We start from the raw sequence: 25,164 nt of genomic DNA, 5'->3' as shown, positions 1-25,164 counted from the left end.
GTGAAAAAGAAATAACGCTTCCTAATTACGTCCGGTTCTAGTAAGCAACGGAGCCGTATAGCTCTGCAGCCGTTCTTCCGGAAACGCTCCCCGTTGATGGACGGATCATCACGTGCTCCCTCCCCACCTCAGGCGGGGTGAGCAGCACGTCTTATTCTAGCCTTAGGGCTGCCTGAAATGGCAACAACCACCATTCACCGGGGTGAATGGTGGTTGAGTCCGAAAGAAACTACTTATTGCCTGCGTCGCCACTCGGAGCGGACGAACCGCGAGTCTCCAGCTCCTCCAGCTGCGACTCGAGCAGCGTGCGCAGACGCGTACGGTACTCACGCTCAAAAGTGCGCAGCTCAGCAATGCGATTCTCGAGAGCCGTCTGCTGCTGCTTCACCGTGTTCATGATCTCGGTGTGCTTACGCTCAGCCTCAGTGCGCAGCTTGGTTGCCTGCTCCTCAGCCTGACGAATCTGAGCCTCAGCGCGGGAGTTGGCCTCGTTGGTGGTCTCCTCAGCTTTCTTCTCAGCGTCTGCAACGAGCTGCTGAGCACGCGCCTCTGCCGACTGCTTCGTCTCTGCAGCCTTACGCTCAGCGGCCTCGATCTGCTCACGGGAGTGGGTCTCAGCCTCAGACAGCTGCTTCTTCGAGCGTGCCTCTGCGTCAGCGAGCTGACGCTCAGCGGAACCGCGGGCTTCGTCGAGCATCGAACGAGCCTCTGCCTGCGCATCATTGGTGAGGCGATCAGCCATCTCCTGCGCGAGACCCAACACCTTGGCTGCCTGCATGTGCGTATCTGCGGAAGCGGCGTTCTGGTCAACAGCCGCGGCCTGCTGTGGCGCAGCAGCCTTCGGTGCCTGCTTTGCAGCCTGCTCAGCTTCCTGACGAGCCTTCGCAGCTTCCTGCTTCGCGGCCTGAGCGTCCTTCTCAGCCGCTACCTTTGCGTCCTGCGCAGCGCGAAGCTTCTGCTCGTACTCCGCGCGAAGCTTCTTCTCGACGCGCTGTGCAATCTCAGCTTCGTCGACATCGCTGGATGCGGCTGCCGGGGCAACCGGAGCAGCAGATCCGCCAGCACCGAGTTCTTCGACACGGGCGCGAAGGTCATCGTTCTCATCTTGCAGTTGCGCGAGCGTGTCTTCCACGAGGTCCAGGAACTGGTCAACCTCGTCCTCGTTGTAGCCCCGCTTACCAATTGGTGGTTTGCTGAAAGCGACATTGTGCACGTCTGCTGGTGTCAGCGGCATTGGCGTTCCCTTCGATGTCGATATTGTGCCCGCACCATCACGGACACAGATTGCCTCCCACGCTACGGGAAGCGAACCCTAAAATCTAATAGTTCGTCATTCTTTTATCGATCCATAGTAACGCATAGGTTCACACGCACTAGGTATCACCGCCAGTTATACCCCTTTTCGGCCTCTGATGCCCAATATTTCCTCCCAAACCTGGTGGAAATTACGGGAAAATCAACAAAAGGCACCTACCTACGTAGGTGCCTCCGAATACAAGACGCTACAGCATCGTGACCCGAACCAGCATCTGAAGCAACATGATCGCCACGAAGAGCACAATGACGCTGACGTCGATCCCAACTCCTCCGCTCATTCTCATCGGCGGAATAAGTTTGCGGAAGAACTTCACAGGCGGGTCCGTAAGCACGAACATCCCTTCCGCAATGACCATAAACCAACTCGGCGGGTCGAACTGCTTCGAGAAGGATTGCACCATCTCAACAATGATCCTGATAACCACGATCAGTGAGTACAGCCCAAGCGCGGCGTAAAGAATTGCTCCTAGTAAAGACACGCGTCACACACTACCTGTTCTTCGCAATGTTTGGCAGAGCTGGGAGTCGATTAGCGAAGACGCGCCGTGTGTTGCAGCTCAACCTCAGTCAGACGCGCGTTCTCTGGAACGATCGCGAATACGCGGCGGCGGGTCTCAATCCCCCGGCTCAGGTTGTACATATTGCCGCGCAGCGCGAAGCACAGACCTGCTGCGAAGTCGACAATACGCTTCGCATCGTGGGCGTCGAGATCAGTCAGCTCCATAATTACAGCGTCGCCGTCACGGAATGGCTCACCGATATCCTTCGCGTCGTTGTAGTTACGAGGAGCGGTGGACACAACCTGCGGAGTGTAGGACTTCGGTGCCCGCTCGGCGAAGTCGCGCGTGGCCGAGGAGCGGTAACGCTCTTCACCGCCATACTCAGATGTCCGCGACGGCCTTGCCGTGTCTTCGCGGCGATTCTCGCGCTCGTCGTACTGCACTTCGTCGAAGTATGGGTCATCTTCGTTGAACGGGCCAAGACCGAAAAATTCTTTCGCGCTGCCGAAAAAAGACATCTAGGTGCTCCTCGTATATTGCCTGTGCTGACGGGCAGAAATTACTTGTGTGTAATTCCAGATTAGGGCTTCAGCCTACGGGTCTCGGACCCATGACAGCCGTTCCGACACGCACCACATCTGAGCCATGTGCAATCGCTTCTTCAAAATCCGCCGACATCCCTGCGGAGAAGCGCAATGCGCGCTCAAGCTGCGTTGCGTAAGTGTCGCGAAGTTCGCGGACCTGCTCAAACACCGCGCTCGCATCAGCGTCCAACGGAGGGACAACCATGAAGCCATCGAACCGAAGATGTTCGGCCTCCTCAAGCGATGCAATCAACTCCGCCAGATTACCCACCGCAATGCCGCCGCGGCTCTCGTCACCGTCAGCCGACACCTGCACGAGACATGGGAGCACATCGGAAGTGCGGTCCCCGCGCTCCAGCGCGAGCGCCATTCCCCGTTCAAGGCCTTTCGCTAGCTTCAGCGAGTCAAGCGAATGCACCTCACTCGCCCACCGTGCCACGGCGTTCGCCTTCTTCGATTGGATCTGGCCGATCATCGCGATGCCGCAGTCAACGCCATGTTCCTTGAGGGTTGCCACTTTGCTGCTAGCTTCCTGCTCCCGATTCTCGCCCACCAGTCGAATCCCCTCCGAAGCGAGTACCTCGATCGAGGAACAGGGGTGAAACTTCGTCACCGGAAGCAACGCCACGCTTCCCGGCTCGCGGCCTGCGGCTTGCTCCGCTGCACGAATCCGTTCTTGCACCTTCACCAAATTGTTCGCAATGTCAGTTGTGCTCATTTATTTCACTCCAGTTAGCCAAATGACGCCGGCTTGGCGCCCAGTAGTCGATTCTCTCCGATACGAAAAGAAGTCTTCATCCGCGATTGTGTCGCGCGGGTCAACATCGATGCGTTGCACGCCCAACTCGCTGAGCTGGCGTCGAATACCAGCACGAATGTCAAGCCCTGTCGTTCCAGCCTGCGTGGTTGTCCTAGATCCCGGCAGCTTGCGTTCCACGTCCGCCGCCATCTCTGCTGGCACTTCGTAGGACGCACCAGCCGCCGCCGGGCCAAGCAGTGCCTGTATCTGTGAGGGCTTGGCGCCTAGCTCGCACATCTTCTCCACGGTCTTTCGCACGATGCCGTTGCGCGCCCCAAGGCGCCCAGCATGTACAGCTGCAACCACGCCGGCAACAGAGTCGGCCAGCAATACCGGCGTGCAGTCTGCGACGAGTACACACAGTGCGAGGTTCGGAGTCGTCGTCACGATAGCGTCAGTAGCCTCGATCGGATCGGGCTGCGGTCCGTCCACGACTGTCACCGTTGGGGTGTGGAGCTGCTCCATCCAGACGAAGCGTCCCTCATCAACCCCAAGCAGTGACGCCAGCCGCGCACGGTTCGCCCGCACAGCCTCCGGGTCATCCCCAACATGGAACGCCAGGTTAAACGAATCATATGGGGACGACGACGCCCCGCCCGCACGGCTCGTAAAAACCATGCGGACGGGGCGCTGTGCTACGTCGAGAAGAGAGTCAGTCATGCTCCCAGACTAACGCAAGAAATCAGGGACATCGACGTCGAAATCGTCGCTGCCACGGTCCTCGCGCCCACGGCGCTCGTAGGATGGCTCAGAGTCGCTGCCCGTGAAGAGACCCGAGCGGTGCGGCTCGAAACGGTGGCGTGGCTGATGCGAATCCTGACGCTCCTGCTCCGCGGCGCGATCTTCAAACAGCGAGCCGCGAGAAGGAGACGGCGCGGAAGCTTCATCCGCTGGCGCTGCGGAGGCGTCTACCGGCTGCTGCGCGTCAGGGCGGGCATTGGCCTTCTCATCAAAGCCCGTCGCGATGATCGTGACGCGCACCTCGTCCCCGAGATTGTCGTCGAAGATCGTACCGAAAATGATGTTCGCGTCATCGTCGGCCTTTTCCTGCACGATGGAGGCCGCAGCACTGGTCTCGTTCAGGCCAAGATCAGAGCCACCGGCAATGGAAATGAGCACACCATTTGCCCCCTCCATGGTGGTCTCCAGCAGAGGCGAGTTGATAGCCTGCTCCATTGCGTTCATCACGCGATTCTCACCGCGCGAGGAGCCGACACCCATGAGGGCGGAACCAGCGTCAGCCATGACCGAGCGCACGTCAGCAAAGTCAAGGTTGATCATGCCCGGGATGGTGATGAGGTTCGTAATGCCCTGAACACCATTGTAAAGGACCTCATCTGCCGCACGGAACGCGTCCATCATGGACAGGTCCGAATCCCCCAGCTGCAGGAGGCGGTCGTTCGGAATGACAATGACGGTATCGCACACTTCCTTCAGGTTTGCGATACCTTCAAGCGCCTGACGGGTACGGCGCTTGCCCTCGAACGTAAATGGACGGGTCACAACGCCAATGGTCAGCGCGCCCATCTTCTTCGCAATCCCAGCGACGACAGGTGCGGCGCCGGTGCCAGTGCCGCCACCCTCGCCAGCGGTCACGAAGACCATATCCGAGCCCTTGAGGGATTCTTCGATTTCCTGCTTGTGGTCCTCAGCTGAGGTCCGGCCAACCTCCGGGTTCGCGCCGGCGCCAAGTCCGCGAGTCGCCTCACGCCCAATGTCGAGCTTCGTGTCTGCATCAGTGAAGAGCAGTGCCTGCGAGTCCGTGTTGATCGCAACGAACTCCACACCTTTCAGGCCCTCTTCGATCATGCGGTTGACAGCGTTAACGCCACCGCCACCGACACCGACGACGCGGATCATGGCGAGGTAGTTTGCGGGAGAGGTCATGGGTAGTGTCTCGCCTTTCAAAACTTCTTAGAACTTCAACAATTTCGGTAACGCATCCCATCATGGGCGAAAACACGAAAAAATTTATTGTTTCCCTCGGCGTGTCTCGACCCTAAACCTTTACTTTAGGGTTTTGACCTGGGGTTTTGCTGCGTTACCGCGCAGTGATGAGCTCCGGATTCGAAATATTGAACTCGGCACCCTCCCGTTGCAGCACGGTTTCAAACGCCAACGACTTGTTAGCGTTATCTTCAGCAGCACCCCACACCACCCTGCGGTTGTCGTGCAGTCGCAACACAAACGAGTAACGCCCCTTCGACTCCAAGGCTGCTACCTGCGCACGCGCGCCACTGCTTAGCGATGCCGCAACCGCCACAGCATCCCTCATCTGGTCCTTGTTCTCAACGTCGACGCCTACAAGCTCCATCGCCCCAACGGGAGGCTCCGCGATAAGGAAGTCCTTGCCCTCGGTATCGATCAAGTGCGCGCCATCGGGCTGCTGTAAGTACGCGACGGCGACTCGTTCTTTCAGGTCGACGCGCACAGTGCTCGGCCAGTCGCGGTGCACCGTAACGACGTCCACCCAAGGGTCCTGCACGATATTTTCAGCAGCTCGCCGCACCTTGACCAGGCCCATCGGCGTGCCCAGCTCAATATCCGACTGGGCCTGCACGGCCTCAGGCGTAAGCACACTGTTGCCGTCCACGACCACACCCTTGACGGGCATTAGCGGCGTAAACGGTAGCCCGATCCCGAACACCACAAGACCAGCGACGACCCCACCTACGATGGCGAAGCGACGCTTACGCTTACTCTTACCGCGCGTTTCCGAAGCTTCATCCCCGAACTCGTCGAGGTGCTCAGGCTCAACGGCTTCTTGTTCAGTCACGCTACGCCTCCGTTTGTCGTAGTTGCGCGAGAATCTCATCTGCGAGCATTGTCACCGACCCTGCGCCCATCGTCAGGATGACGTCCCCAGGACGAACAATTGATGCCAAGGTCACTGGGACCGCCAGGAAGTTCGGCTCCAGCACAGCCGGAACAGAGCTATCCATCTTGTCGGTGATAAGCCTGCTGGTCACACCTTCAACCGGGGCTTCGCGGGCACCGAAGATATCCAGCACCATGACCACGTCCGCGAGCGAGAGGGCGTCGGCAAACTCTTGTGCAAAGTTCTGCGTCCGCGAATACAAGTGCGGCTGGAAGCACACAACAACGCGCGCACCCTTGCCCTCAGATTCGACCTTCTCGCGTGCAGCCGTCAACACAGCAGTGACCTCTGTTGGGTGGTGCGCGTAATCGTCGTACACGCGGGTTCCCGCAAACGGCCCTTCCTCTACAGCGCCTTTGAACTCGAAGCGGCGGCGAACCCCAGAAAACCCACTGAGACCTGCAGCGATCTTCTCTGGATCTGCGCCCGCCAGCGTCGAAGAGAGCAGCGCAGCCAGGGAGTTGAGCACCATGTGGCGCCCAGGGATCGAAAGTCGATAGGTGTAATCGGTGGTTTCACCGCCGGTATTCAGGCGGGCGCGGACGTCGACGTAGGAGCCATCGATGTACTCTTCAACAACCACGGCCCCCGCCGGGATGTCCGGGTGCGCCGCAGCAGCCTCCTCCGTGCCGTAGCCCACGACGTTGACGCCGCGCTGCAGGGCTCGCTCGCCGCACGCGGCAGCGTGTTCGTCATCTAAGCAGACAACGAGGAAGCCTCCTGGTTGCACGCGGTCAGCGAAGTCGTCGAACACCTTGAAGTAAGCTTCGTGCGTTCCGAAGTAATCCAGGTGGTCGGGCTCGATATTGGTGATCACGGCAATGTTCGGCTTGTACCGCAGCAACGACGCATCGGACTCATCGGCCTCAGCCACGAAGATGTCGCCGGCCCCGTGGTGCGCGTTGGTGCCAGCCTTATTCAGCTGGCCGCCGATCGCAAACGACGGGTCCTCACCCGCAGTCTGTAACGCAACCACGGTCATCGACGTAGTCGATGTCTTGCCGTGAGTGCCTGCCAGCAGCAGCTGGGTATAGCCCTCCATGAGCTCGCCGAGTAGGTCAGAGCGGCGAATCACAGGAATGCCCTCCGTCTTCGCGCGAACAAGTTCCGGGTTGTCCTGCGGGATCGCGGCGAAGCTGGTCACCACGACGGTCGGCAGCTGGCCAGTCAACTCAAGGTTGGCGGCGTCGTGCCCCACTGCGACGTGAGCGCCCTGCGAACGCAGCGCACGGACCGGGCGGGAGTCCTTCACGTCGGACCCAGTCACTACTGCCCCTCGGTCGAGCAAAATATGGGCAACGCCGCTCATGCCAGCGCCACCAATGCCGACCAGATGTACGCGGGAGAGGTCCACAGAACCAGGCGCGGTGGGGTGTTCGGAAGACATGACGGGGTTACTCCTTCGTGATAGTCGCAATGATCTGTGCGGCGAGATCTTCTGCCACACTACCCGCACCAGAATGCTCAAGGGCCTCGCGCATGCGCTGTGATTGTGCGGGCTGGCCCAAGATCTCGTGCACACTGCGGGCGAGTGTGGCGGGGGTGAGCTCGGCGTCGTCGATACGCAACGCGGCACCAGTGGCCACGAGGTGCGCAGAGTTGAGTCCCTGTTCCCCGTTGCCGTGCGGCAGCGGGATGTAGACAGCCGGCAGACCCGCAGCCGAGTTTTCGGCGACAGTCATGGCCCCTGAACGGCACACGACCATGTCCGCCACCGCGTACGCCGCCTCCATGTCATCGATGTAGGGCACCGCCGTGTAGCCTTCGTGTGGTTTCGGCGCATCGTTCTTTCTGCCGTACGCGTGCAACACCTGGTAGCCGTGCGAGGTGATATCTTCAATGGCTCCTGCAACAGCACGGTTGATGCTCACTGCGCCCTGCGACCCACCGGTGATGAGGGCCACGGGTTTTTCGGGGTCGAGGTTCCACATCTTGTATCCGCGCTGTGCTTTTGCACCGTCCTTATCGACGCCCACCCCAGGCCGAACCGGAATCCCCACGACATCACCCGGCATCCCCGAGTTCGCCACGGCATTGAGCCCTACGCCACCGAGCTTGACGCCAAGCTTGTTCGCCATCCCCGCCAATGCGTTGGTCTCCAGGACGAAGAAAGGAATCCGCAATGACGCCGCCGCGAGATACGCGGATGCTGACACGTATCCACCGGTGCCGAACACGGCCTCGGCTTTCGCGTCCTTCATCACTTTCCGTGTCTGCTGCACGGAGCGCGCAAGTTTCAACGGTACGCCGAGCAGCTTCCATGGTTTCTTGCGCGGGATCGGGACGGGGTCAATCAGCGCAAGCTCAAACCCACGCGCAGGCACGATTGTGGTTTCCAGGCCGCGCTCGGTGCCGAGCGCGATCACGTTTGCGCCGTGCTGCTCGCGAAGCACTTCCCCTACTGCGAGTGCCGGCTCAATATGTCCGGCGGTACCACCGCCTGCGAGCACGACAGTGTGCTGGGTGTTGTCCATGAGGGATCCCGTCCTTTCCTTGTCGACGACCACCTAACGGTACCGGCGTCGCTCTGCTTGGTTCGGTCGTTCTCGGCGCTGTGTTACGTTCCTCGAAGGCCGAGGGGTGTGACGGTGCGTGCGGTTCTCTGCAGCTGCCCGGTGTGTAACGGGCACCCCATAGCTCCCATAGCTCTGTGCCCGGGGAGGCTGCCCCTGCGCGCGTACCGTCCGGGCCCGACGCAGCTGCGCGGCAGCCTTCGGCTCTGGGAGAAACAGCATTCTGTCGAAGCGGGGACGCCCGTAGTTCTGCATGGCAGAAACCGCATCGGGCTCATGCCTGGCAATGGACGCCAGCATGCCCATTGACCACAGCGTAATTACGGCCGAGGTACCACCTGCGGACAGCATCGGCAGCTGAATACCGGTGACGGGTACCAAGCCGACGACATAACCGATGTTGATGAACGCCTGCGAAACCACACCCGCTGTCAGCGACGCTGCAGCGAGCCCCTGGAACGTCGTCTGCGCTCGCTGTGCAGTCCGCAGACCGAAATAACCAAGGGCCGCGAACAGGGCGATGACCATCGCGCCGCCCCACATACCGAGCTCCTCGCCGATGACGGCAAATATGAAGTCGTTTCGCGCCTCTGGCAGGTAGAACCACTTTGCGCGGGACTGTCCAAGGCCGACTCCGAAAATGGAGCCGTCAGCCAGAGAAAGAAAGCCTTGATGGGACTGGAACGCCGCGCCACGTGTATCGCTGAAGTTTCCAAACAGTGCTTCGAAGTAGACGTGGAAGCGCTGTGAGCGGAAGCCGCCGAGCAGAAACAGTGCTATAACTGCAGCGCCACTGATTGCGCAGAGGACGCCAATCGCTTTCAGCGGGAAGCCCGCAAACCACAGCACGAAAATGACGATGGCCGCAAACGACATCGTCATGCCAGCATCGCCCTGCTTCGCGATGAGCAGGATGCATACGCCCGAACCAAGCAGGAACTGGACGGTTGGTGACTGCCACGTAGGCGCGCCCGCAGGTGGTTGCTTCTTCGAGAGCAACGATGCTCCCCAAATCGCGATGGCAACGCGTGCGAACTCTGATGGCTGCATCGTCAATGATCCGAGCATGAGCCACGACTGCGAGCCGACTTCCTCACGTCCGGTACCAATAAACAGCACCAGTACCAACAGGAGCACTGCGAATAAAAACAGTGGCGTTGCGAACTTGCGGATGCGTTCGGGCGGAATCATCAGCGACACCCAAAACAGCACGAGGCCCGCCAGCACCATCATGGACTGGCGAAGTGCGGTGGACCACACGCTGCTCGAAGCAGCGAACGATGAGGCCATCGAGGAGCTCATCACCATAACGACGCCGAGCGCAGCGAGCACCAATACCACGGTCCGAATCACCGTGTAGTCGATAAGGGGGCGCTGTTCGAGCGCCGCAATAAACGACGTGTGTGCTCGACCTAGTGCACTTTGGGGCACGTCACGGGTGCCGGTTTTCGGCGCGCGCGCCGGCTGCTGCTGTCGACGATTTCGCTTCATGGCACCTCTTTACCCTTCGCTACGAACGCTACTGTGTCTCAAGTTACTGTAGTGAAAAGTGTCGCTCGGCGGCTGCACGAAACGCATCCCCGCGCGCGGACATCCCCGGATACATATCGAGGCTCGCCGCTGCAGGCGCCAGCACCACACTATCGCCAGGCTTTGCCTGCTCACCGGCAAAGCGGACCACAGCGTCCATCGCCGCGTCCGGGTCCGTGGAATCAGTCACAAAGATTGGAAGCTCCGGCGCCAAACGTTTCACGGCGTCATAAATCTCCATGCGGTCGACGCCGAGCAGTGCAACGGCACGCATGTGTCCCACATGCTTTTCGACGACCTCGTCAATCGCAGCGCCTTTCAGCTGACCACCAGCCACCCACACGACTGTGCCTGCGCCTGTTAACGCCGAATCAGCCGCGTGTGGGTTCGTCGCCTTCGAATTATCGATCCACCGCACACCGTTCGCTCCATGCACCACAGCACCGCGATGGCCCGCAACGTGGAAGTGCGCAAGTGCTTCTCGAATCTCTTCGGGCGTCACGCCACGCAACAACGCGACCGACGCTGCAGCACCCGCATCCAGTACTCCGGCGGCACCAGCAGGCTCAATACCGTCTGTGGCAGCCAGCTCGAGCAGCGCCCCGTCACGCCGTGCAACGAGTGTGCCATTAATGACGCCGACTTCGCCCTCGCGGGGTTCGCCCAATGTAAAGCCGAAGAACTTCTTGTCGGCACGCTGCGTAACGAGCGTCCGGACGTGTTCATCGTCAATACCAACTACGGCATCCGGCGCGTGAAGTACCTTCGCTTTCGCGTCCGCGTAGGCCTGGAACGAGCCGTGCCAGTCGATATGGTCGTCGGCGAGGTTCAGCAACACTGCCGCATCCGGCACCAGCTGGCTCGACCAATGCAGCTGGAAGCTCGACAGCTCGGCCACCAACACGTCAACACGGTCAGTATCCGATACAGCGTCCGCCACCGCTGTTCCGATGTTTCCACACGCCAACGCACGCTTGCCCGTGCGCGCGGATGCAGCCTGCATCATGGCTGCCAGCATGCCGGTTGTCGTCGTCTTCCCGTTTGTCCCCGTCACCACCAGCCACTCGCGCGGTTGCCCGAACACTCCCGCGCGGTCGAGCCGGTAGCACAGCTCTACATCGCCAATGACGTCAAGCTGTGCTTTGGTGGCGTCAATAAGCAATGGTGTGTCTGGTCTCCACCCTGGAGACGTCACCACTACCCCGACCTTGTCGAAGTACTCATGAGCCTGCTGCGTATCGATGGCCGTCACGCCCCATGTGCTCTCAGCGAACTCACGGTTGGCGTCACTGTCGTCCGCGACAATGCACTCAACACCAATCTGAGCCAACATGGCAAGCACGCCTCGGCCCGAGACACCCGCGCCTGCTAACAACACGCCTTTGGAAATCTCGCCGGGAATCACGCTCGAGTCAATCATGACAGTGTCACTCCGTTCTGTGTGAGCCACTCACCGTAGAAAATAGCGGTGCCGAGTGCGACCGCCATCGCAGCAATAAGCCAGAAACGCACAACCACGGTGGTCTCTGCCCAGCCGCCTTGCTCAAAGTGGTGGTGGAACGGCGCCATACGAAATACACGCTTGCCGGTGGATTTGAACGAGGCCACCTGGATGACCACCGAGGCCGCTTCGAGTACGAACAGCGCGCCGATGATGATCATCAAAAGCTCAGTCTTAGAAGCAACCGACAGGCCTGCCACAAGGCCACCGAGCGCCAGCGAGCCTGTATCCCCCATGAAGATCTTGGCTGGTGATGCATTCCACCACAAGAAGCCAACGCAAGCACCGAAGCCTGCTGCAGCGAGCACCGCCAAGTCGAGCGCGTCGCGGACGCTGTAGCAACCCGCAGCAAGTGCGGCTTCACACGAGTTCCGGAACTGCCAGAATGTGATCATCGTGTAAGCCGCCATCACCAGCGCGGTTGTACCCGCAGCCAGTCCATCAAGCCCGTCGGTGAGGTTGACCGCGTTTGACCAGGCAGCCAGCAAAATATAGATAAAGATCAGGAAGAGAATCGCGCCGAGGACACCGCCACCGACAGCGATATCAATCGTTTCGATATCGCGGACAAAGCTCAGCAGAGTGGAGCCCGGCGTCAACCCGTTTTCGTCGGGGAAACGCGTAATCAGCAGGCCAAAGACGATGGCGATTGCGAACTGGGAAACAAGTTTCGCGGTCTTGTTGAGTCCAAGATTGCGCTTCATGAAAAGTTTGATGCCGTCGTCGGCAAGCCCGACGAGACCAAGCGACAGCGTCAAGCCCAGTACGATAACGCCACTCGCGGTAAACGCCGCGTGATTGGTGGCCAACGCCACAATCGAGCTTGCGAGGTAGCCCAGCGTGATAGCGAGCAGGATCGCGATGCCTCCCATCGTCGGGGTACCACGCTTCCGCGCGTGCGACTGCGGTCCATCCTCACGGATTTCCTGACCTATCTCGCGACGGTGAAAATACCGGATCAACAAAGGGGTAACAAAAATGGAAACGAGGAAGCTGATCACTCCTGCGACAATTACTTGAATCATGTGAGACTGCTACCTTGCTTCATTCTCTTTCGTTGACTTACTTTGACTGTCAAGCGTACGGGCACACAATAAACGTTCAGCCACCACCCACAACTTTTGGGCATTCGACGCCTTGACCAGCACCACAGCGGGGCCCGAGGACTCCTCGAGCATTGCTTGAACAAGGTCGCCTGCATCCACGGCGTCGGCAACACGCTGCGTAGCGACGCCCTGCTCGCTTGCAGCTCGCGCAAGCGCCTCCATCGCGTCGCTGTTGCCCACTGCGACCAGATCAGTGATGTCGTGATTCGCTAGCTCCACGGCGAGCTCTGCGTGTGCCGCCGAGGATTCCTCGCCGAGCTCCCCCATCTCACCAAGTACCGCGATCGAGCGTGTCCCCGGACGAGCCGCCGCCGTGGACGCCAGCGCAGCAATACCGGCACGCATCGATTCGGGATTCGCGTTGTACGCATCATCAATAACTGTCATCCCGTCCTCGCGGGTGCGCACATGCATCCGGTTCACCGACACGGTCCTGGCATTGCTCAATGCAGCTGCAATCGTCTCGGGCTGCATACCTGCGCCGAACCCGACTGCCGCCGCAGCGAGCGCGTTGCCGACCTGGTGAGCGCCGTGCACACCGAGGTGCACCCGGTGTGCATCGCCATCGGGAGTGTGCAGCACAAACGACGCTCGTGCTACCTCATCCAGGGTGACGTCGGTTGCGTAGAAGTCCGCCTCCGGCGAGCCCGCCGCAGAAAACACCCATACCTTCGCGGTGGTCCGGGAACGCATTGCCGCGACGTATGGGTCATCGGCGTTCAGCACCGCGATGCCACCGTGCGCAGCATCCGGGAGCGCTTCCACCAACTCACCTTTCGCTTGCGCAATGGCCTCGCGTGAGCCGAACTCCCCAAGGTGTGCAGAACCAACGTTGAGTACTACGCCCGTCGATGGCGGAGCAATCGTTGCCAGATGCGCGATGTGTCCAATGCCGCGCGCCGACATCTCGGCGACCAAAAACGCTGTCTCCGTGGTGCAACGCAGCACCGTGTACGGGTGCCCAATCTCGTTGTTAAAGGATCCCGGAGGTGCAACAGTCTCGCCTGCCTGACGCAGTACCGCGGCGATCAGGTCCTTCGTCGAGGTCTTCCCCGCCGAGCCGGTGACGCCCACAATCCTAAGACCTTGCTCCTGGACCAGGCGACGTGCTACGCGCGCCGCAAGCTTCGAAAGCCCGGCAACCACACCGAGCGCGCTACCTGTAGGGTCGCTCGCGGCCAAATCAGAGTTGTCATCCGGTTGAACCTCGGCGCATGGAACGATCACCGCGGGAGCACCTACTTCGCGCGTGGTCAACCCCGCAACAGCACCTCGCTCCAGGGCAGTGTCGACGAAGTCGTGCCCATCTACCCGCGCACCCTTCAGCGCGAGGAAGAGATCCCCTGCAGACACCTTTCGGGAGTCGAACTCGACACCGCCTGTCACTTTTGCGTCGGAGTCCGCCTCTTTCGACAGCTTTCCTCCAACGATCTCGGCGATCTCGCCCAACGAACACTCAATCATTTTCTTCTACTACCTCGCGAAGGTCTCTAGGGCACGTCGCATCTCTTCCCGGTCATCGAAATGATGCGTAGTGGAACCAACAATCTGGCCGACCTCGTGCCCCTTGCCTACAACGATGATCGCATCGCCTGGTTGGGCCCACTGCACCAGCGCGTCAATCGCGGCAGCGCGGTCCCCGATTTCACGGATCTCCGGGTGATGCGGTGCGTCTGTAAACTCTCGCGCACCACGCAGTACCTCCGCACGAATAGCAGCCGGCTCTTCTGTACGAGGGTTGTCATCGGTCACCACCACAAAGTCCGCACGCTGCGCAGATTCACGGCCCATGATGACGCGTTTCGACGTATCCCTGTCTCCACCAGCGCCAACAGCCACGCCAACCCTACCGGTCACCTGCTCGCGTAGCGTATCCAGCACTGCAGCGATCGCCGCTGGCTTATGTGCATAATCCACGACAGCCACAAACGGCTGCCCGCAGTCGATACGCTCCATGCGCCCCGGAACCTGCGCCTGCGCAAGACCCCCAATAAAAGCATCCACATCTACTCCGGCTGTGTAGGCCATCGCCGTAGCCAATGCTGCGTTTGCGACGTTAAACGCACCCGGCATCTGCAAACGCAGCGTGTGGGTCGAAGAGGGCGTCGATAAGGAAATCTCCTGCGCACCGGTCTTGTCTACCGACAGCTGCTTCGCGCTGACATCGAGCCCCTGCTGCCCTTGAGTGCCTACTCGAACCGGCTCGTGCGCACGCTCCGCCATGCGCTCACCCCACGCATCATCAACGCACACCACTGCACGCTTCGCAGCACTACGAGAACTTGGGTCGAAGAAGAGAGCCTTCGCCTCGAAGTACTCCTCCATCGAGTGGTGGAAATCAAGGTGGTCCTGGCTTAAATTCGTGAACCCAGCAACATCGAAAGACGTGCCGCTCACGCGACCAAGCATCAGCGCGTGGGAGGAAACCTCCATCACCACATGCGTCACCCCAGCCTCGAGCATCCGACGAAACAGCGCCTGAAGCGTCGGCGCTTCCGGAGTGGTCAAAGACGTGGGAACGGGCTCCCCGAGAATCTTTGTACCAGTCGTGCCGATCAGCCCAACCTTCGCGCCTGCTGCCTCAAGGCCCTTTTCCAGCATGTACGTCACAGTGGTCTTCCCGGACGTGCCGGTGACTCCCAGTAGCGTCATCTGCTCAGAAGGATGCCCATAGACCTCCGCAGAGACATCACCAAGCACCGCGCGTACATCTTCAACAACCAACACGGGCCGTTGCTCGCCTTGTGACTCAAGAATCTCTGCACCCGCACGATCTGTAAAAATCGCACCGGCCGGACACTGCTTGGCAAAGGTTGCTCCATGCACGCGAGTGCCTGGCAAGGCTGCGAACAGTCCCCCCGGCGCGATCTTCGACGAGTCAAGTGCAACTTCTTCAATGGTCAGCGGCTCTGCCGGAGCGTTGTGCAGCGTCCCGCCAGACAGCGCTGTGAGCGCTTCCAGCGTTGGCGCGTTCGGTGTTGTCTGCATCATGTCATTCATTCTGAAACTTCCCTACTGGGCTTGCAAAACATACTGGTCTGCTTCCGGGCTTGGTGGCAGATTCTCCCTGTTAATCAACCAGCTCGCAATCTCTGTAAACACCGGCCCCGCCGACTGGCCACCCGCGCCGCCCTCTTTCGGACCCCGCTGCGGTTCGTCAAGCATCACAGCGACGACAAAACGCGGGTCATCCGCCGGCGCGATACCTGCAAATGTGATCCAGAATTGGTTCTGCGAGTATGCGCCCGTATCCGGGTTGACCTTCTGCGCGGTGCCTGTCTTACCGGACAACTGGTACCCAGGCAATTGGCTGTTCTGCGCAGTGCCACTGTTGATTCCGGCCGGGTCGTTCTGGAAGGTGGAGCGGAACATATCCACAACGGTGCGGGCTGTCGCCTCCGAGACCACACGGTGCCGCTCCGGTGCGGGCTGCTCCAGGGACGTGCCTTCGGCGCTTTCGATGCTACGAATGATGCGCGGCGTGATCCGCTCACCACCGTTAGCGAGGGTTTGGTAGACGCTCGCCATCTGGAGTGCCGTCCAGCTCATACCTTGCCCGATTGGGAGGTTCGCGAACGTTCCTCCGGACCACTGCTCCAGCACAGGCAGGAGACCGGCGGATTCGTTGGGCAGCTCAATGCCGGTTGTGTTTCCGATTCCGAAGCGCTGCAGGTAATCCCAGTAGCGTTCCTCCCCAAGCTTTTGCGCAATTTGGAGGGTACCGACGTTCGAGGACTTTCCGAAGATACCCGCCGTGGTGTACGGCATCACGCCATGCTCCCACGCATCGCGGACAGTAATGCCAGCCATGTCGATGGAACCAGGTACCTGGTGCACTTCGTCCGGCGTAGTCACTTTTTCTTCGATTGCTGCGGTGGCCGCGATAATCTTCGCAACGGAGCCAGGCTCAAACGGGTGTGAAATCGCGTTGTTACTGAAGTCTTTGCCCTCTCGCAGCTGTCGCTCGATGTCCCCGTTGGGGTCAATGGTCGAAGTATTCGCCATCGCGAGGACCTCACCGCTACGCGCATCGAGCACCACCGCCTCAGCGTCTTTGGCCAGCGAATTCCGCTTCGCATTCTCCAAAGTCTGCTGGACAAACGACTGCAGGTCGAGGTCGATCGTCAAGGTGATCTTCGCGCCATCAACCGCAGGTACCACATCGCGTAACGTGCCTGGGATGGACTGGCCGTCGTTCGACACATCCTCCGTTTTACGCCCATTGATGCCGGTCAGTACTGCGTCGCTCGACGCTTCAAGCCCAAATTGCCCTTGCCCGTCCATCGAGACTTTGCCAAGGATGTTTTCAGCAATCGCACCATTTGGGTACTGACGAATGTCCTGATGGTCAGAGGCCACACCGTGGAATTCGGCGGCGATTTTCGACGCCACATCCGGGTCAACATTTCGAACAAGCACTTCGTAGTTCGTATCCGCGTGCAACTTCTCAAGGATATCTCGCGCATCGACCTTGCCCACGCTGCGCATGTCATCAGCATCTCGCTTCTCAACGTCCTCTTCGCCCATCGCCTCGCCAATCATGACGGGGATCTCGTTAGCCATCGTGCGCAGGATGTCTTCGACGCGGGCGTCAACCATTGCGCGCGTCGCGTCGTCGTCAAGGTCTCGGACGTTCTCGGCGAGCAACACTTGCTCAGTGAGCTCCTTGCGGAGCGTCACCGGCGACACGGTCAGCGATCGCGCCTGCATTGTGTACGCCAGATGATTGCCTTCGCGGTCCACAATCTCACCCCGCCGTGCAGGGTCTGTGTAAATCCGGGCGCGCTGGGACTGTGCTTGTTCCCGCAGCTGTGGCCCCCACACCACCTGCACAAGAAACAGCCTGCCGACCAGGAAGACGCTGATGACAAGGAACAGAATTACTGCCCATTGGGAACGCTGATGCAGCACACTTCGACGTGTCTTTGGTGCTTGAGGCGATTCGACCACTGCCCTGTATTCACCTCACTCAACTATTTTCAACGGGTTAGAAACGATTCGTGTCCTTAGAGTTTAGAGCGTGGGTGGGACATTCGGCGCATACGGCGCTACGTTGTCCAACCGTGAAGCGCTACCAAGCACATTGTTTCCCGGAAGCTGAGTCAGCGAGTCACCGATTTCACGAGTAGCGTGCTGGTCACTCGACGCGCGGCCCGATCGCGCGTGAGACTCGTTGACGTCCACCACGCCAACCGTCTCGTTCGGATCAAACGGACGCTGTTCATGCACGCTGCCGTCCCCATGCACCGCGACAATCCCCGGGGCAGAGGGAACTAACAGCCCAGCGTCACCAGCACGCTGTGCGATTTCAGCGGACGACCTCCGGTCCTCAAGATCTCGTGTTAGCGACTCAACACGGTTGGTCAGTTCACGCTCCTGCGACTGCAGCCGCTGAATAGTAAACGTCTGCGTCGTCGAAAGCGCACTCAACCCCATCGCCGCCACAACACCAATGATGAGCAACACAACCGTCACTGTGAACGTCAACGACAGCTGCTTCTTGACGACAGCCGGCTGCGCAATACGTCGCCCCCTGTAGGACACAACCTGCTTCGAGCCCAGTCGGCCATGCGCACGCGAGTGCGGAACATGCGGCCGAACGCCAGGGTTGAGCAACCGAGTATTAGCACTACGCTGCTGGCCGGAACGCCGCGTTTGAGGGCGCGCCTGATCACCGCGCGTCAGCGTCATGTTCGATCCGCTGTACTCTCGTGCTGCCATGATTGCTCAGTTCCTTAGTTGCTTTGTGCTAGTTTTTCGACACCACGTACCCGTACGGACGCCGCTCTAGGGTTATGTTCAATTTCAGTTTTCGACGCCTTCTCCGCCCCACTCGTGATGGAACGGAACAGCGGCTGCGTACCAGGAAGGTCCATCGGGAGTCCTGGCGGGGTTTTGGACGCCGTGAGGTCCCGAAATGCCGCCTTGACGATTTTGTCCTCGAGCGATTGGTAACTCATAAAGACTGCCCGACCCCCTACACCCAAAAGGTCGGTAATGACGGGCAGCACTCGCTCGACCGCTTCGAGCTCACGGTTTACCTCGATTCGCAGTGCCTGGAAAGTGCGCTTCGCCGGATGTCCGCCGGACCTGCGGGTGGCTGCTGGGATTGTGTCGTAGAGCAGTTCCACCAGCCGAGCACTCGTCGTAAACGGTTCCCGCTCGCGTTGTTGAAGGATCGCTCGGGCAATCTTGCCCGCGAAGCGTTCGTCACCATACGTCTTCAGAATGCGTGCCAAGTCACCGTGCGAGTACGTGTTCAGCACATCAGCTGCCGTCAGCGATTGCGTTGTATCCATCCGCATATCTAGCGGCGCATCAGTCTTGTACGCGAAACCGCGCTCTTCCTGATCCAGCTGCATCGAAGACACACCAAGATCAAATAGCGCTCCAGCAACGCCGTGCTCACGAACAATATCGAATGGCGCTCGCTCGTCAGACGCGGCAACTTCACCAATTGCGTCAAAGCGAGCTTGCACTGGAACGAATCGGTCTCCGAACGGAGTCAGTCGCTCCGTTGCCGCTGCTAAAGCATGTGGATCACGGTCGATTCCGATGACGTGCGCGTTCGGGAAAGTAGAGAGGAAGTATTCAGTATGTCCGCCGGCGCCGAGGGTGCCGTCGACAATTACTGCGTCATCGCCGAACTTCTCCACCGCGGGCGCGAGCAATTCCGCCATGCGGTTGCGCATTACGGGAACGTGGCCACGGTTCGCCACCGGATCAAAGTCCATCGCGGCTTCTACCATCGTCGGGCACACTCCCTTCACTGCGTTGTTCTGAAAATACCTACACCCATGCACCCATGTTTGGGGAGCGTATAGAGCCCTACCCCGGGCGGCTGCTCTGATGTCGGGGAAGTACACCAGAACGCTTCACGCCCGGGATAGAGTCCGTACACGCTCTCCGTCAGTAGTCGATGCCCACTGTGAGGTAGTCAGCCTTACAGCAGACCGGAGAGTATGTCGTCGTCATCCGCCGCCGAGAAGGCAGCTTCAGTCTCTTCTTGGTACTGAGCCCAGGATTGCGCATCCCAGATCTCGAGAAAATCTACAGAACCGATCACTACGCACTCCTTGGAAAGGTTTGCGTACTCACGGTGCGACGCCGACAACGTGATGCGACCAGAACCATCAAGTGTTTGCTCATCCGCACTGGCAGCCAGATTACGAATGAACGCACGTGCTTTAGGGTTCGTACGAGATGCCGCAGCAGCCTTTTTGGCTCGCGCCGCGAACTCCGCACGAGGGTAGACCGCTAAGGAGTGGTCTTGCCCCTTGGTCACCATCAGCCCGTCCGCAAGGTCCTCTCGGAACTTTGCGGGCAGCGTCAAGCGCCCCTTGTCGTCAAGCTTGGGAGTGTAGGTTCCCAGAAACATCGGGCGACCCACCTTCCTCTACGCCTTCAGACACGTGATGTATGTAGTTTTCTCCGCTTCGTGCGACAACGGTGTGTAGTCAGCACACCATCGCGCCCTCCGCTACGCCCCACTTTAACCCACGACGCCCCACAAATGCCACACCAAACACGAAAAAGAATATTGCGCCCCAGATAACACCAGGTCAGAGGGTAATAATCTAGTGGGGGACGCTCCCCTCCCCCTGCGTCACAACAGACACTTCCCCCACTCAAGTAGGCGATTTAAACATAAAGATGCCCACTAGACAGCCACATCAAGCCGCCAGGTGGGCGAAAGTGGGGGAAGTGGGTGAAAGTGGGGAGCCCAATCTACGGGCAACAAAAACGCCCCCTTTCCGCAAAAAGGGGGCGTGGCAGTTCTTCCTACTAAGGGCGATCTTCGAACCTTCGCTTAAAGTTCTGCTCCATCGAGCTCACCCGAGGGGACTTGTGTTGTGCGCGGGAGACGTTACGCATATTCGACACCGATGGACCATGTGACGGGGTGCGCAATGCCATGAGCCCACCTGCCATCATGACGCCAAATCCGACAATACTGATAACAACAGTCCAGATAGACCACGAAGCGAGTGCGACACCTCCAAGCAGCAGCACTACCCCCAACACCATCAGCGCAACGCTGCGCATCGTGATCCGGCCAGTGCCCGATGGGCCCGCATAGTCGGCATTTCGGCCAACGCTTTGCACAAATGATGGGTCATCTGCCAAGAGTGACTGTTCAATTGCACGGAGTGCTTGCTGCTCCTGTTCAGAAAGTGACACTGCTCTACTCCCAAGCTCCAAAGCGGACGTTGCTAACCATACAACGGCCATCCTAGCGCCTTTGTTCCCAGGAGCCCCAGGAGCCAAGGAGAAATATTCCGCGGGCTACGCGGCAGCACCACTCCCAGCAGGCAACGACTCACAGTAGAACCGTTCAGCCTGCTCGAGCAGCTGCGAAACCCGAGCAGCCGGAGGCATGTGCTCGATCCTAGAGGCAACCCGCCCCCGCTCGCGCGAAAAAGCTTCAAATACGGTCGCCCACCGCTCTCCCCCCTTCCCGGTGAGCGCAAGCTTCTTCCATGCACTGGTTGGTAGCCGCTTCCTCTTCTGAATCACAGGACTATCAGCACATACCGCGCCAGCAGTCCGCAACGCCGCACGGTAGGCATACTCCATCGCCTCGTCGTATGCCCCCTCCTCAAATCGTCCATAAGCAAAAGTCAGACACGTATCTGCCGTCTCAAAAAACTGGTCACGCCTCGACTGCCGGACCCGTGCACCATAGACCTCATTCGTCGTCGAAGAAATGACGCTGTTCATGTTGCTTTTCTCCTTTATTACTGTGTGCGTTTGTCCTGAATATAGAAAACGAGTCCGACACAACTTCCGTAAATTAGATCGTTTGTTCGAATCTGGCGAAACTTCCATCACCCGTGGTTCGATAAAAGCCATGAAGACCGAAATCCGTCGACTCACAACGGCCGAGTATCTCCTTGCGACACCGCAGCTCGTCGACCTCTATATAGAAGCGATGAACTACCCAGCCAACGTGCGAGCGGCACGCATCGCCTCCTGGCGACAGGAAGCACTCTCACCAGGATTCACAGCAATCACTGCGGTTGCTGATGACGTGCTGGTTGGTATTGCATACGGCATGCTGGGACAACGCGAACGCTGGTGGGACCAGCAGCTCAGGCGGGCGCTTGCGATGCAAGGGGGGCCGTCGAAAAGCGAGCAAGCGATGCTGGAAAGCTACTTTGAGGTCGCAGAGATCCATGTACTCCCTAACTATCAAGGGAGAGGCATTGGTGCGACGCTGCTCCGTGAGCTCATACACCTTGCCCCAGCAAAGTTCGCTCTCCTGTCTACCCCAGAGATCGAGCACGAGGACAACGGCGCATTCAAGCTCTACCGCAAGTTTGGATTCTTCGACGTCGCACGTGACTACCTGTACCCCGCCGATCCTCGACCATTCGCCATTTTGGGGCGATCGCTGCCCCTGGAGACCTCCTCAATGAGGTAGTTTTGTCGTGGTAACTCGGTAGTCTCTAGGCACATACGTCTAGGAGAGATTCTGAAATGGAGCACAACGTGTCTGAAGTATCCTCACAAGGGTCATCGCTCGAGGCCATCCCCGCACTTGTTGAGGAGCAGCTTCGCGCGTTCTTCGACAACCAGGATTCCGTGGTCGCAGAAATCGGTGCCCCGGTTGAAGACGCGGTGTCCTACCTGCGCAAGTTTGTCCTCGGCGGGGGTAAGCGAATTCGACCTCTGTATGGCTGGGCTGGCTTCATCGGAGCCGGCGGGCTTGAAAACAGCCAGGAAGCCCCCGAGGCTGTGTTGCGTGCGGTGAGCTCGCTCGAATTTATTCAGGCATGTGCACTCATCCACGACGATATTATCGACGCCTCCGACACCCGCCGTGGCAGCCCAACAGTGCACCGTGCAGTCGAGGCAACCCATCGCAGCGAAGGGTATCGTGGCGACGCTGCTTCCTTCGGCGAGCACTCTGCTATCTTGATTGGCGACCTCGCGTTGGTGTGGGCGGAAGACATGTGGCGCTATTCTGGGCTCTCAGATGATGCGCTGGCCCGCGCAGCGAAGCCGTGGGTCGGGATGCGCACTGAGGTGATCGGTGGTCAGCTGCTTGACATTATGCTTGAGGCCAAGGGCAGTGAGTCTGTCGAGCTTGCCGACAAGGTCAACCGGTACAAGACTGCTGCGTATACAATCGAACGGCCACTCCACCTCGGGGCTGCTATTGCAGGCGCCCCAGAAGAAACGATCTCCGCGTTCCGCGGTTACGGGCGCGATATAGGCATCGCGTACCAGCTTCGCGATGACATCCTTGGGGTCTTCGGCGAACCAGAGGTGACCGGTAAGCCAGCTGGCGACGACATTCGCGAAGGCAAACGCACTGTCTTGTTTGCCACGGCGCTGGCCAACTTGGACGCCACGGATCCAGCCGCAGCGCAACGTCTGCGCGACGGTATTGGCGTCGCAACATCACCGGAGGAGCTTTCCGAACTTGCGGGCCTGATCCAAGAAAGCGGCGCCGTTGAAGCAGTAGAGGCACGCATTGATCGCCTCACCGAGTCTGGCCTTAAGCACCTTGCCGACGCAGGCATCGATACCGCTGTCGCGGAGTTCATGCGTGACCTGGCGGTCAAAGCCACGGCTAGGCGTATGTAGCGATGAAGTCACTTTCGCCGACGCAACTCGGACTGCTGGCAAGCATCATGGTTGCCCTTGGTTCCTTTGGGGCAGGCGCTACGCGCAACAGGGGTGGCGTGATGCGCATGTTGGGAGTCGACAACCTGACGTACGGGCATGGACGCGCCCTGATGGACATCACGATGACCGTGGGTATCGCTTTGCTGTTGCTCGCCTGGCTGTGGCTGTGGCGTGCACGCCCTACCCTCGACACTGTGCGGCGGGCCACCTGGCTGTGGACTGCTCCACTAGCGCTGAGCGCACCAATGCTCTCACGCGACGTGTACTCCTACCTCATGCAGGGCGCCATGCTTCGCGACGGTTTCGACCCCTACTCAGAGGGCGCGGCCGTAAACCCCGGCCCTCTGCTGTGGGAAGTCTCCCATGACTGGAGAAATACCACTACCCCATACGGCCCACTCCACCTGGGACTGGGCAAGCTGATCACGCTGGTGACCGGCGACAGCGTGGGCGCCGGCATTGTCGCTTATCGTTTGCTGGCGCTGGCGGGATTCACGCTCACCATCGTCACGATCCCGAAAATTGCGCAGCGCCTCGGAGGCGATAGCGCCTTTGCGCTCTGGATCGATGCAACGAACCCGCTGATGATGCTGCACATGGTTGGCGGGATGCACAACGAGGCGGTCATGGTGGGCCTGGTCAGCGTGGGAATCCTGTGGGCCCTGCGCCAACCGTCAAGCGTTGCTACGTTCAGCTGCGCGATCGGCGTGGTGGCAGTCGCGGTGTCGCTGAAGGCCACGGCGGCTGTCGCGATGCCATTCATAGTGTGGCTGATGGTTGCCCATTTCGCTGGTGCATCGGCATCGTTCGCAAAAAAGTGCGGTGTGTTCATTGTCTCCGCTACATGGTCGCTCGCGCTGACGCTCGGGGTGCTATACGTGGTTACCGCAGTATCGGGAGCGTCGTGGGGCTGGCTTGCAGAAATCTCGGGCAACTCAAAGGTCATCAACCCGCTGGCAGGCCCAACGCTTGTTACGGAGCTCCTCACTCCAGGTTTCCAACTTTTCGACGACCACTTCTACTACAACAACCTCCTCGGTGTCGTGCGCACAGCCTCGTCGCTCCTGATGCTGCTAGGTCTGGCGGTCGTGTGGTGGTGGTTCCGCCCCAAGCCGGGAGCGGCAAACGATGTTCGGGCTGTGCAGGGCACGACCGCCGCGTACGTCGTCGCCTTTGTCACCAACGCGGTCACGCTGCCCTGGTACTACGCGTCGATTCTCGGGCTCGTGGGAACGTTCCGCGCTCCGCGGTGGGTCCGGCAGATCGCGGTGGGGGCCAGCGTGATCATCGTGTTGGCGTTTACTGGCAGTGGCAACCACCGCTTCTATGACGCTTGGTTCCTCGTCGCGGCGCCGTTCGTAGCCTTCGCCGCTGTTCTTGCGGTGTGGCCGGTGCAGCAGACTAAAACGCCATCGCCTGTGCCCGGCGAATAACTTCACGGGCACCGTGGCCGTGCAGCGCATCGATCGGCCGACCGTTCAGGGACTCGTCGGGGGTGAACAGGTATTGGAGCGATTCTTCAGGGGTGAAACCGCCGTCGGCAAGCACAGTGATTGCCCCGCTGATGAACTTTGATAACTCGCCGTCCGCCAGCAGGAGTGCAGGGATGTAGTTCACGCCGTCCTTGCGATACGTGAGGAGCTTGTCGGAGTGGACATAGTCATGGATTTTTGTGACTGGAACGCCGAGTGTTTCCGCGACTTCGGGAAAGGTCAGCAGTTCATCGTGTTCGAGCAATGAATCAATAGTTTGTTGAGCACTCACGCCCGACAGTTTACGCGTGGAGGGCTCCTTGGGCCAT

General features: G+C 59.7%; 24 protein-coding genes. 3 read left to right on the top strand and 21 right to left on the bottom strand.

The window, feature by feature from the left end:
- Window positions 1-229: 229 nt before the first annotated feature.
- The 20 genes from BJP07_RS03265 to BJP07_RS03170 form a co-directional block, all read right to left on the bottom strand.
- Complete coding sequence (locus tag BJP07_RS03265; RefSeq protein ID WP_071566055.1) at window positions 230-1,234, bottom strand: DivIVA domain-containing protein; 1,005 nt, start codon at window positions 1,232-1,234, stop codon at window positions 230-232.
- 268 nt (window positions 1,235-1,502) lie between these two features.
- On the bottom strand, window positions 1,503-1,796 hold the full coding sequence (locus tag BJP07_RS03260; RefSeq protein WP_071566054.1) for a YggT family protein: 294 nt from the start codon (window positions 1,794-1,796) through the stop codon (window positions 1,503-1,505).
- Between the two features lie 50 nt (window positions 1,797-1,846).
- Entirely contained in the window at window positions 1,847-2,335 is a 489-nt protein-coding gene (locus BJP07_RS03255; RefSeq protein ID WP_071566053.1) for a cell division protein SepF, read from the bottom strand.
- A 70-nt stretch (window positions 2,336-2,405) separates the two neighbouring features.
- Entirely contained in the window at window positions 2,406-3,119 is a 714-nt protein-coding gene (locus BJP07_RS03250; RefSeq protein WP_071566052.1) for a YggS family pyridoxal phosphate-dependent enzyme, read from the bottom strand.
- On the bottom strand, window positions 3,120-3,860 hold the full coding sequence (gene pgeF, locus BJP07_RS03245; protein ID WP_071566051.1) for a peptidoglycan editing factor PgeF: 741 nt from the start codon (window positions 3,858-3,860) through the stop codon (window positions 3,120-3,122).
- A gap of 9 nt (window positions 3,861-3,869) precedes the next feature.
- Entirely contained in the window at window positions 3,870-5,087 is a 1,218-nt protein-coding gene (ftsZ, locus tag BJP07_RS03240; RefSeq protein ID WP_071566050.1) for a cell division protein FtsZ, read from the bottom strand.
- Window positions 5,088-5,241: 154 nt separating this feature from the next.
- Window positions 5,242-5,976, bottom strand: a complete 735-nt coding sequence (locus BJP07_RS03235; RefSeq protein WP_177222509.1) for a cell division protein FtsQ/DivIB — start codon at window positions 5,974-5,976, stop codon at window positions 5,242-5,244.
- A 1-nt stretch (window position 5,977) separates the two neighbouring features.
- Window positions 5,978-7,465 (bottom strand): UDP-N-acetylmuramate--L-alanine ligase, encoded by a 1,488-nt coding sequence (gene murC / locus BJP07_RS03230; RefSeq protein WP_071566049.1) that lies wholly within the window; start codon window positions 7,463-7,465, stop codon window positions 5,978-5,980.
- Window positions 7,466-7,472: 7 nt separating this feature from the next.
- Window positions 7,473-8,552, bottom strand: a complete 1,080-nt coding sequence (gene murG, locus BJP07_RS03225; RefSeq protein ID WP_071566048.1) for an undecaprenyldiphospho-muramoylpentapeptide beta-N-acetylglucosaminyltransferase — start codon at window positions 8,550-8,552, stop codon at window positions 7,473-7,475.
- A gap of 33 nt (window positions 8,553-8,585) precedes the next feature.
- Window positions 8,586-10,082: an FtsW/RodA/SpoVE family cell cycle protein gene (locus BJP07_RS03220; RefSeq protein WP_071566047.1), complete on the bottom strand. Its 1,497-nt coding sequence runs from the start codon at window positions 10,080-10,082 to the stop codon at window positions 8,586-8,588.
- Between the two features lie 43 nt (window positions 10,083-10,125).
- On the bottom strand, window positions 10,126-11,541 hold the full coding sequence (gene murD / locus BJP07_RS03215) for a UDP-N-acetylmuramoyl-L-alanine--D-glutamate ligase (protein ID WP_071566046.1): 1,416 nt from the start codon (window positions 11,539-11,541) through the stop codon (window positions 10,126-10,128).
- On the bottom strand, window positions 11,538-12,647 hold the full coding sequence (gene mraY / locus BJP07_RS03210) for a phospho-N-acetylmuramoyl-pentapeptide-transferase (RefSeq protein ID WP_071566045.1): 1,110 nt from the start codon (window positions 12,645-12,647) through the stop codon (window positions 11,538-11,540). Before mraY ends, murD begins: the two co-directional genes overlap by 4 nt.
- Before the next feature lie 9 nt (window positions 12,648-12,656).
- On the bottom strand, window positions 12,657-14,192 hold the full coding sequence (gene murF, locus BJP07_RS03205; protein WP_071566044.1) for a UDP-N-acetylmuramoyl-tripeptide--D-alanyl-D-alanine ligase: 1,536 nt from the start codon (window positions 14,190-14,192) through the stop codon (window positions 12,657-12,659).
- A 9-nt stretch (window positions 14,193-14,201) separates the two neighbouring features.
- Complete coding sequence (locus BJP07_RS03200; RefSeq protein WP_071566361.1) at window positions 14,202-15,719, bottom strand: UDP-N-acetylmuramoyl-L-alanyl-D-glutamate--2,6-diaminopimelate ligase; 1,518 nt, start codon at window positions 15,717-15,719, stop codon at window positions 14,202-14,204.
- 21 nt (window positions 15,720-15,740) lie between these two features.
- Window positions 15,741-17,678 carry a penicillin-binding protein 2 gene (locus BJP07_RS03195; protein ID WP_143109651.1) on the bottom strand — a complete coding sequence of 646 codons (1,938 nt, stop codon included), beginning with the start codon at window positions 17,676-17,678 and terminating at the stop codon, window positions 15,741-15,743.
- Window positions 17,679-17,741: 63 nt separating this feature from the next.
- Window positions 17,742-18,449, bottom strand: a complete 708-nt coding sequence (locus BJP07_RS03190) for a hypothetical protein (protein WP_071566043.1) — start codon at window positions 18,447-18,449, stop codon at window positions 17,742-17,744.
- A 14-nt stretch (window positions 18,450-18,463) separates the two neighbouring features.
- On the bottom strand, window positions 18,464-19,477 hold the full coding sequence (gene rsmH / locus BJP07_RS03185; protein ID WP_071566042.1) for a 16S rRNA (cytosine(1402)-N(4))-methyltransferase RsmH: 1,014 nt from the start codon (window positions 19,475-19,477) through the stop codon (window positions 18,464-18,466).
- A gap of 194 nt (window positions 19,478-19,671) precedes the next feature.
- A complete protein-coding gene (gene mraZ / locus BJP07_RS03180; protein WP_070362207.1) occupies window positions 19,672-20,106 on the bottom strand; it encodes a division/cell wall cluster transcriptional repressor MraZ in 435 nt (144 codons plus the stop codon).
- Between the two features lie 407 nt (window positions 20,107-20,513).
- A complete protein-coding gene (locus BJP07_RS03175) occupies window positions 20,514-20,909 on the bottom strand; it encodes a DUF3040 domain-containing protein (RefSeq protein ID WP_071566041.1) in 396 nt (131 codons plus the stop codon).
- Window positions 20,910-21,014: 105 nt separating this feature from the next.
- Window positions 21,015-21,449 carry an SAV_6107 family HEPN domain-containing protein gene (locus BJP07_RS03170; protein ID WP_071566040.1) on the bottom strand — a complete coding sequence of 145 codons (435 nt, stop codon included), beginning with the start codon at window positions 21,447-21,449 and terminating at the stop codon, window positions 21,015-21,017.
- A 130-nt stretch (window positions 21,450-21,579) separates the two neighbouring features.
- Between BJP07_RS03170 and BJP07_RS03165 the strand changes: the two genes are divergently transcribed.
- The 3 genes from BJP07_RS03165 to BJP07_RS03155 are packed head-to-tail and all read left to right on the top strand — an operon-like array spanning window position 21,580 to window position 24,796.
- Window positions 21,580-22,152, top strand: coding sequence for a GNAT family N-acetyltransferase (locus BJP07_RS03165; protein WP_071566039.1), 573 nt, complete (start codon window positions 21,580-21,582; stop codon window positions 22,150-22,152).
- Between the two features lie 56 nt (window positions 22,153-22,208).
- Window positions 22,209-23,321, top strand: a complete 1,113-nt coding sequence (locus BJP07_RS03160) for a polyprenyl synthetase family protein (protein WP_071566038.1) — start codon at window positions 22,209-22,211, stop codon at window positions 23,319-23,321.
- 2 nt (window positions 23,322-23,323) lie between these two features.
- Window positions 23,324-24,796, top strand: coding sequence for an alpha-(1->6)-mannopyranosyltransferase A (locus tag BJP07_RS03155; protein WP_071566037.1), 1,473 nt, complete (start codon window positions 23,324-23,326; stop codon window positions 24,794-24,796).
- Here the strand turns inward: BJP07_RS03155 and BJP07_RS03150 are convergent.
- Window positions 24,765-25,127: an Rv2175c family DNA-binding protein gene (locus BJP07_RS03150; RefSeq protein WP_369822310.1), complete on the bottom strand. Its 363-nt coding sequence runs from the start codon at window positions 25,125-25,127 to the stop codon at window positions 24,765-24,767. The genes BJP07_RS03155 and BJP07_RS03150 overlap by 32 nt on opposite strands.
- Between the last annotated feature and the right edge of the window lie 37 nt (window positions 25,128-25,164).

This window comes from Corynebacterium sp. NML130628 (genome assembly GCF_001875665.1).
Lineage (GTDB): Bacteria > Actinomycetota > Actinomycetes > Mycobacteriales > Mycobacteriaceae > Corynebacterium.
The sequence above is the reverse complement of the archived record's forward strand: the minus strand, read 5'-3'. Positions and strand labels throughout refer to the sequence as shown.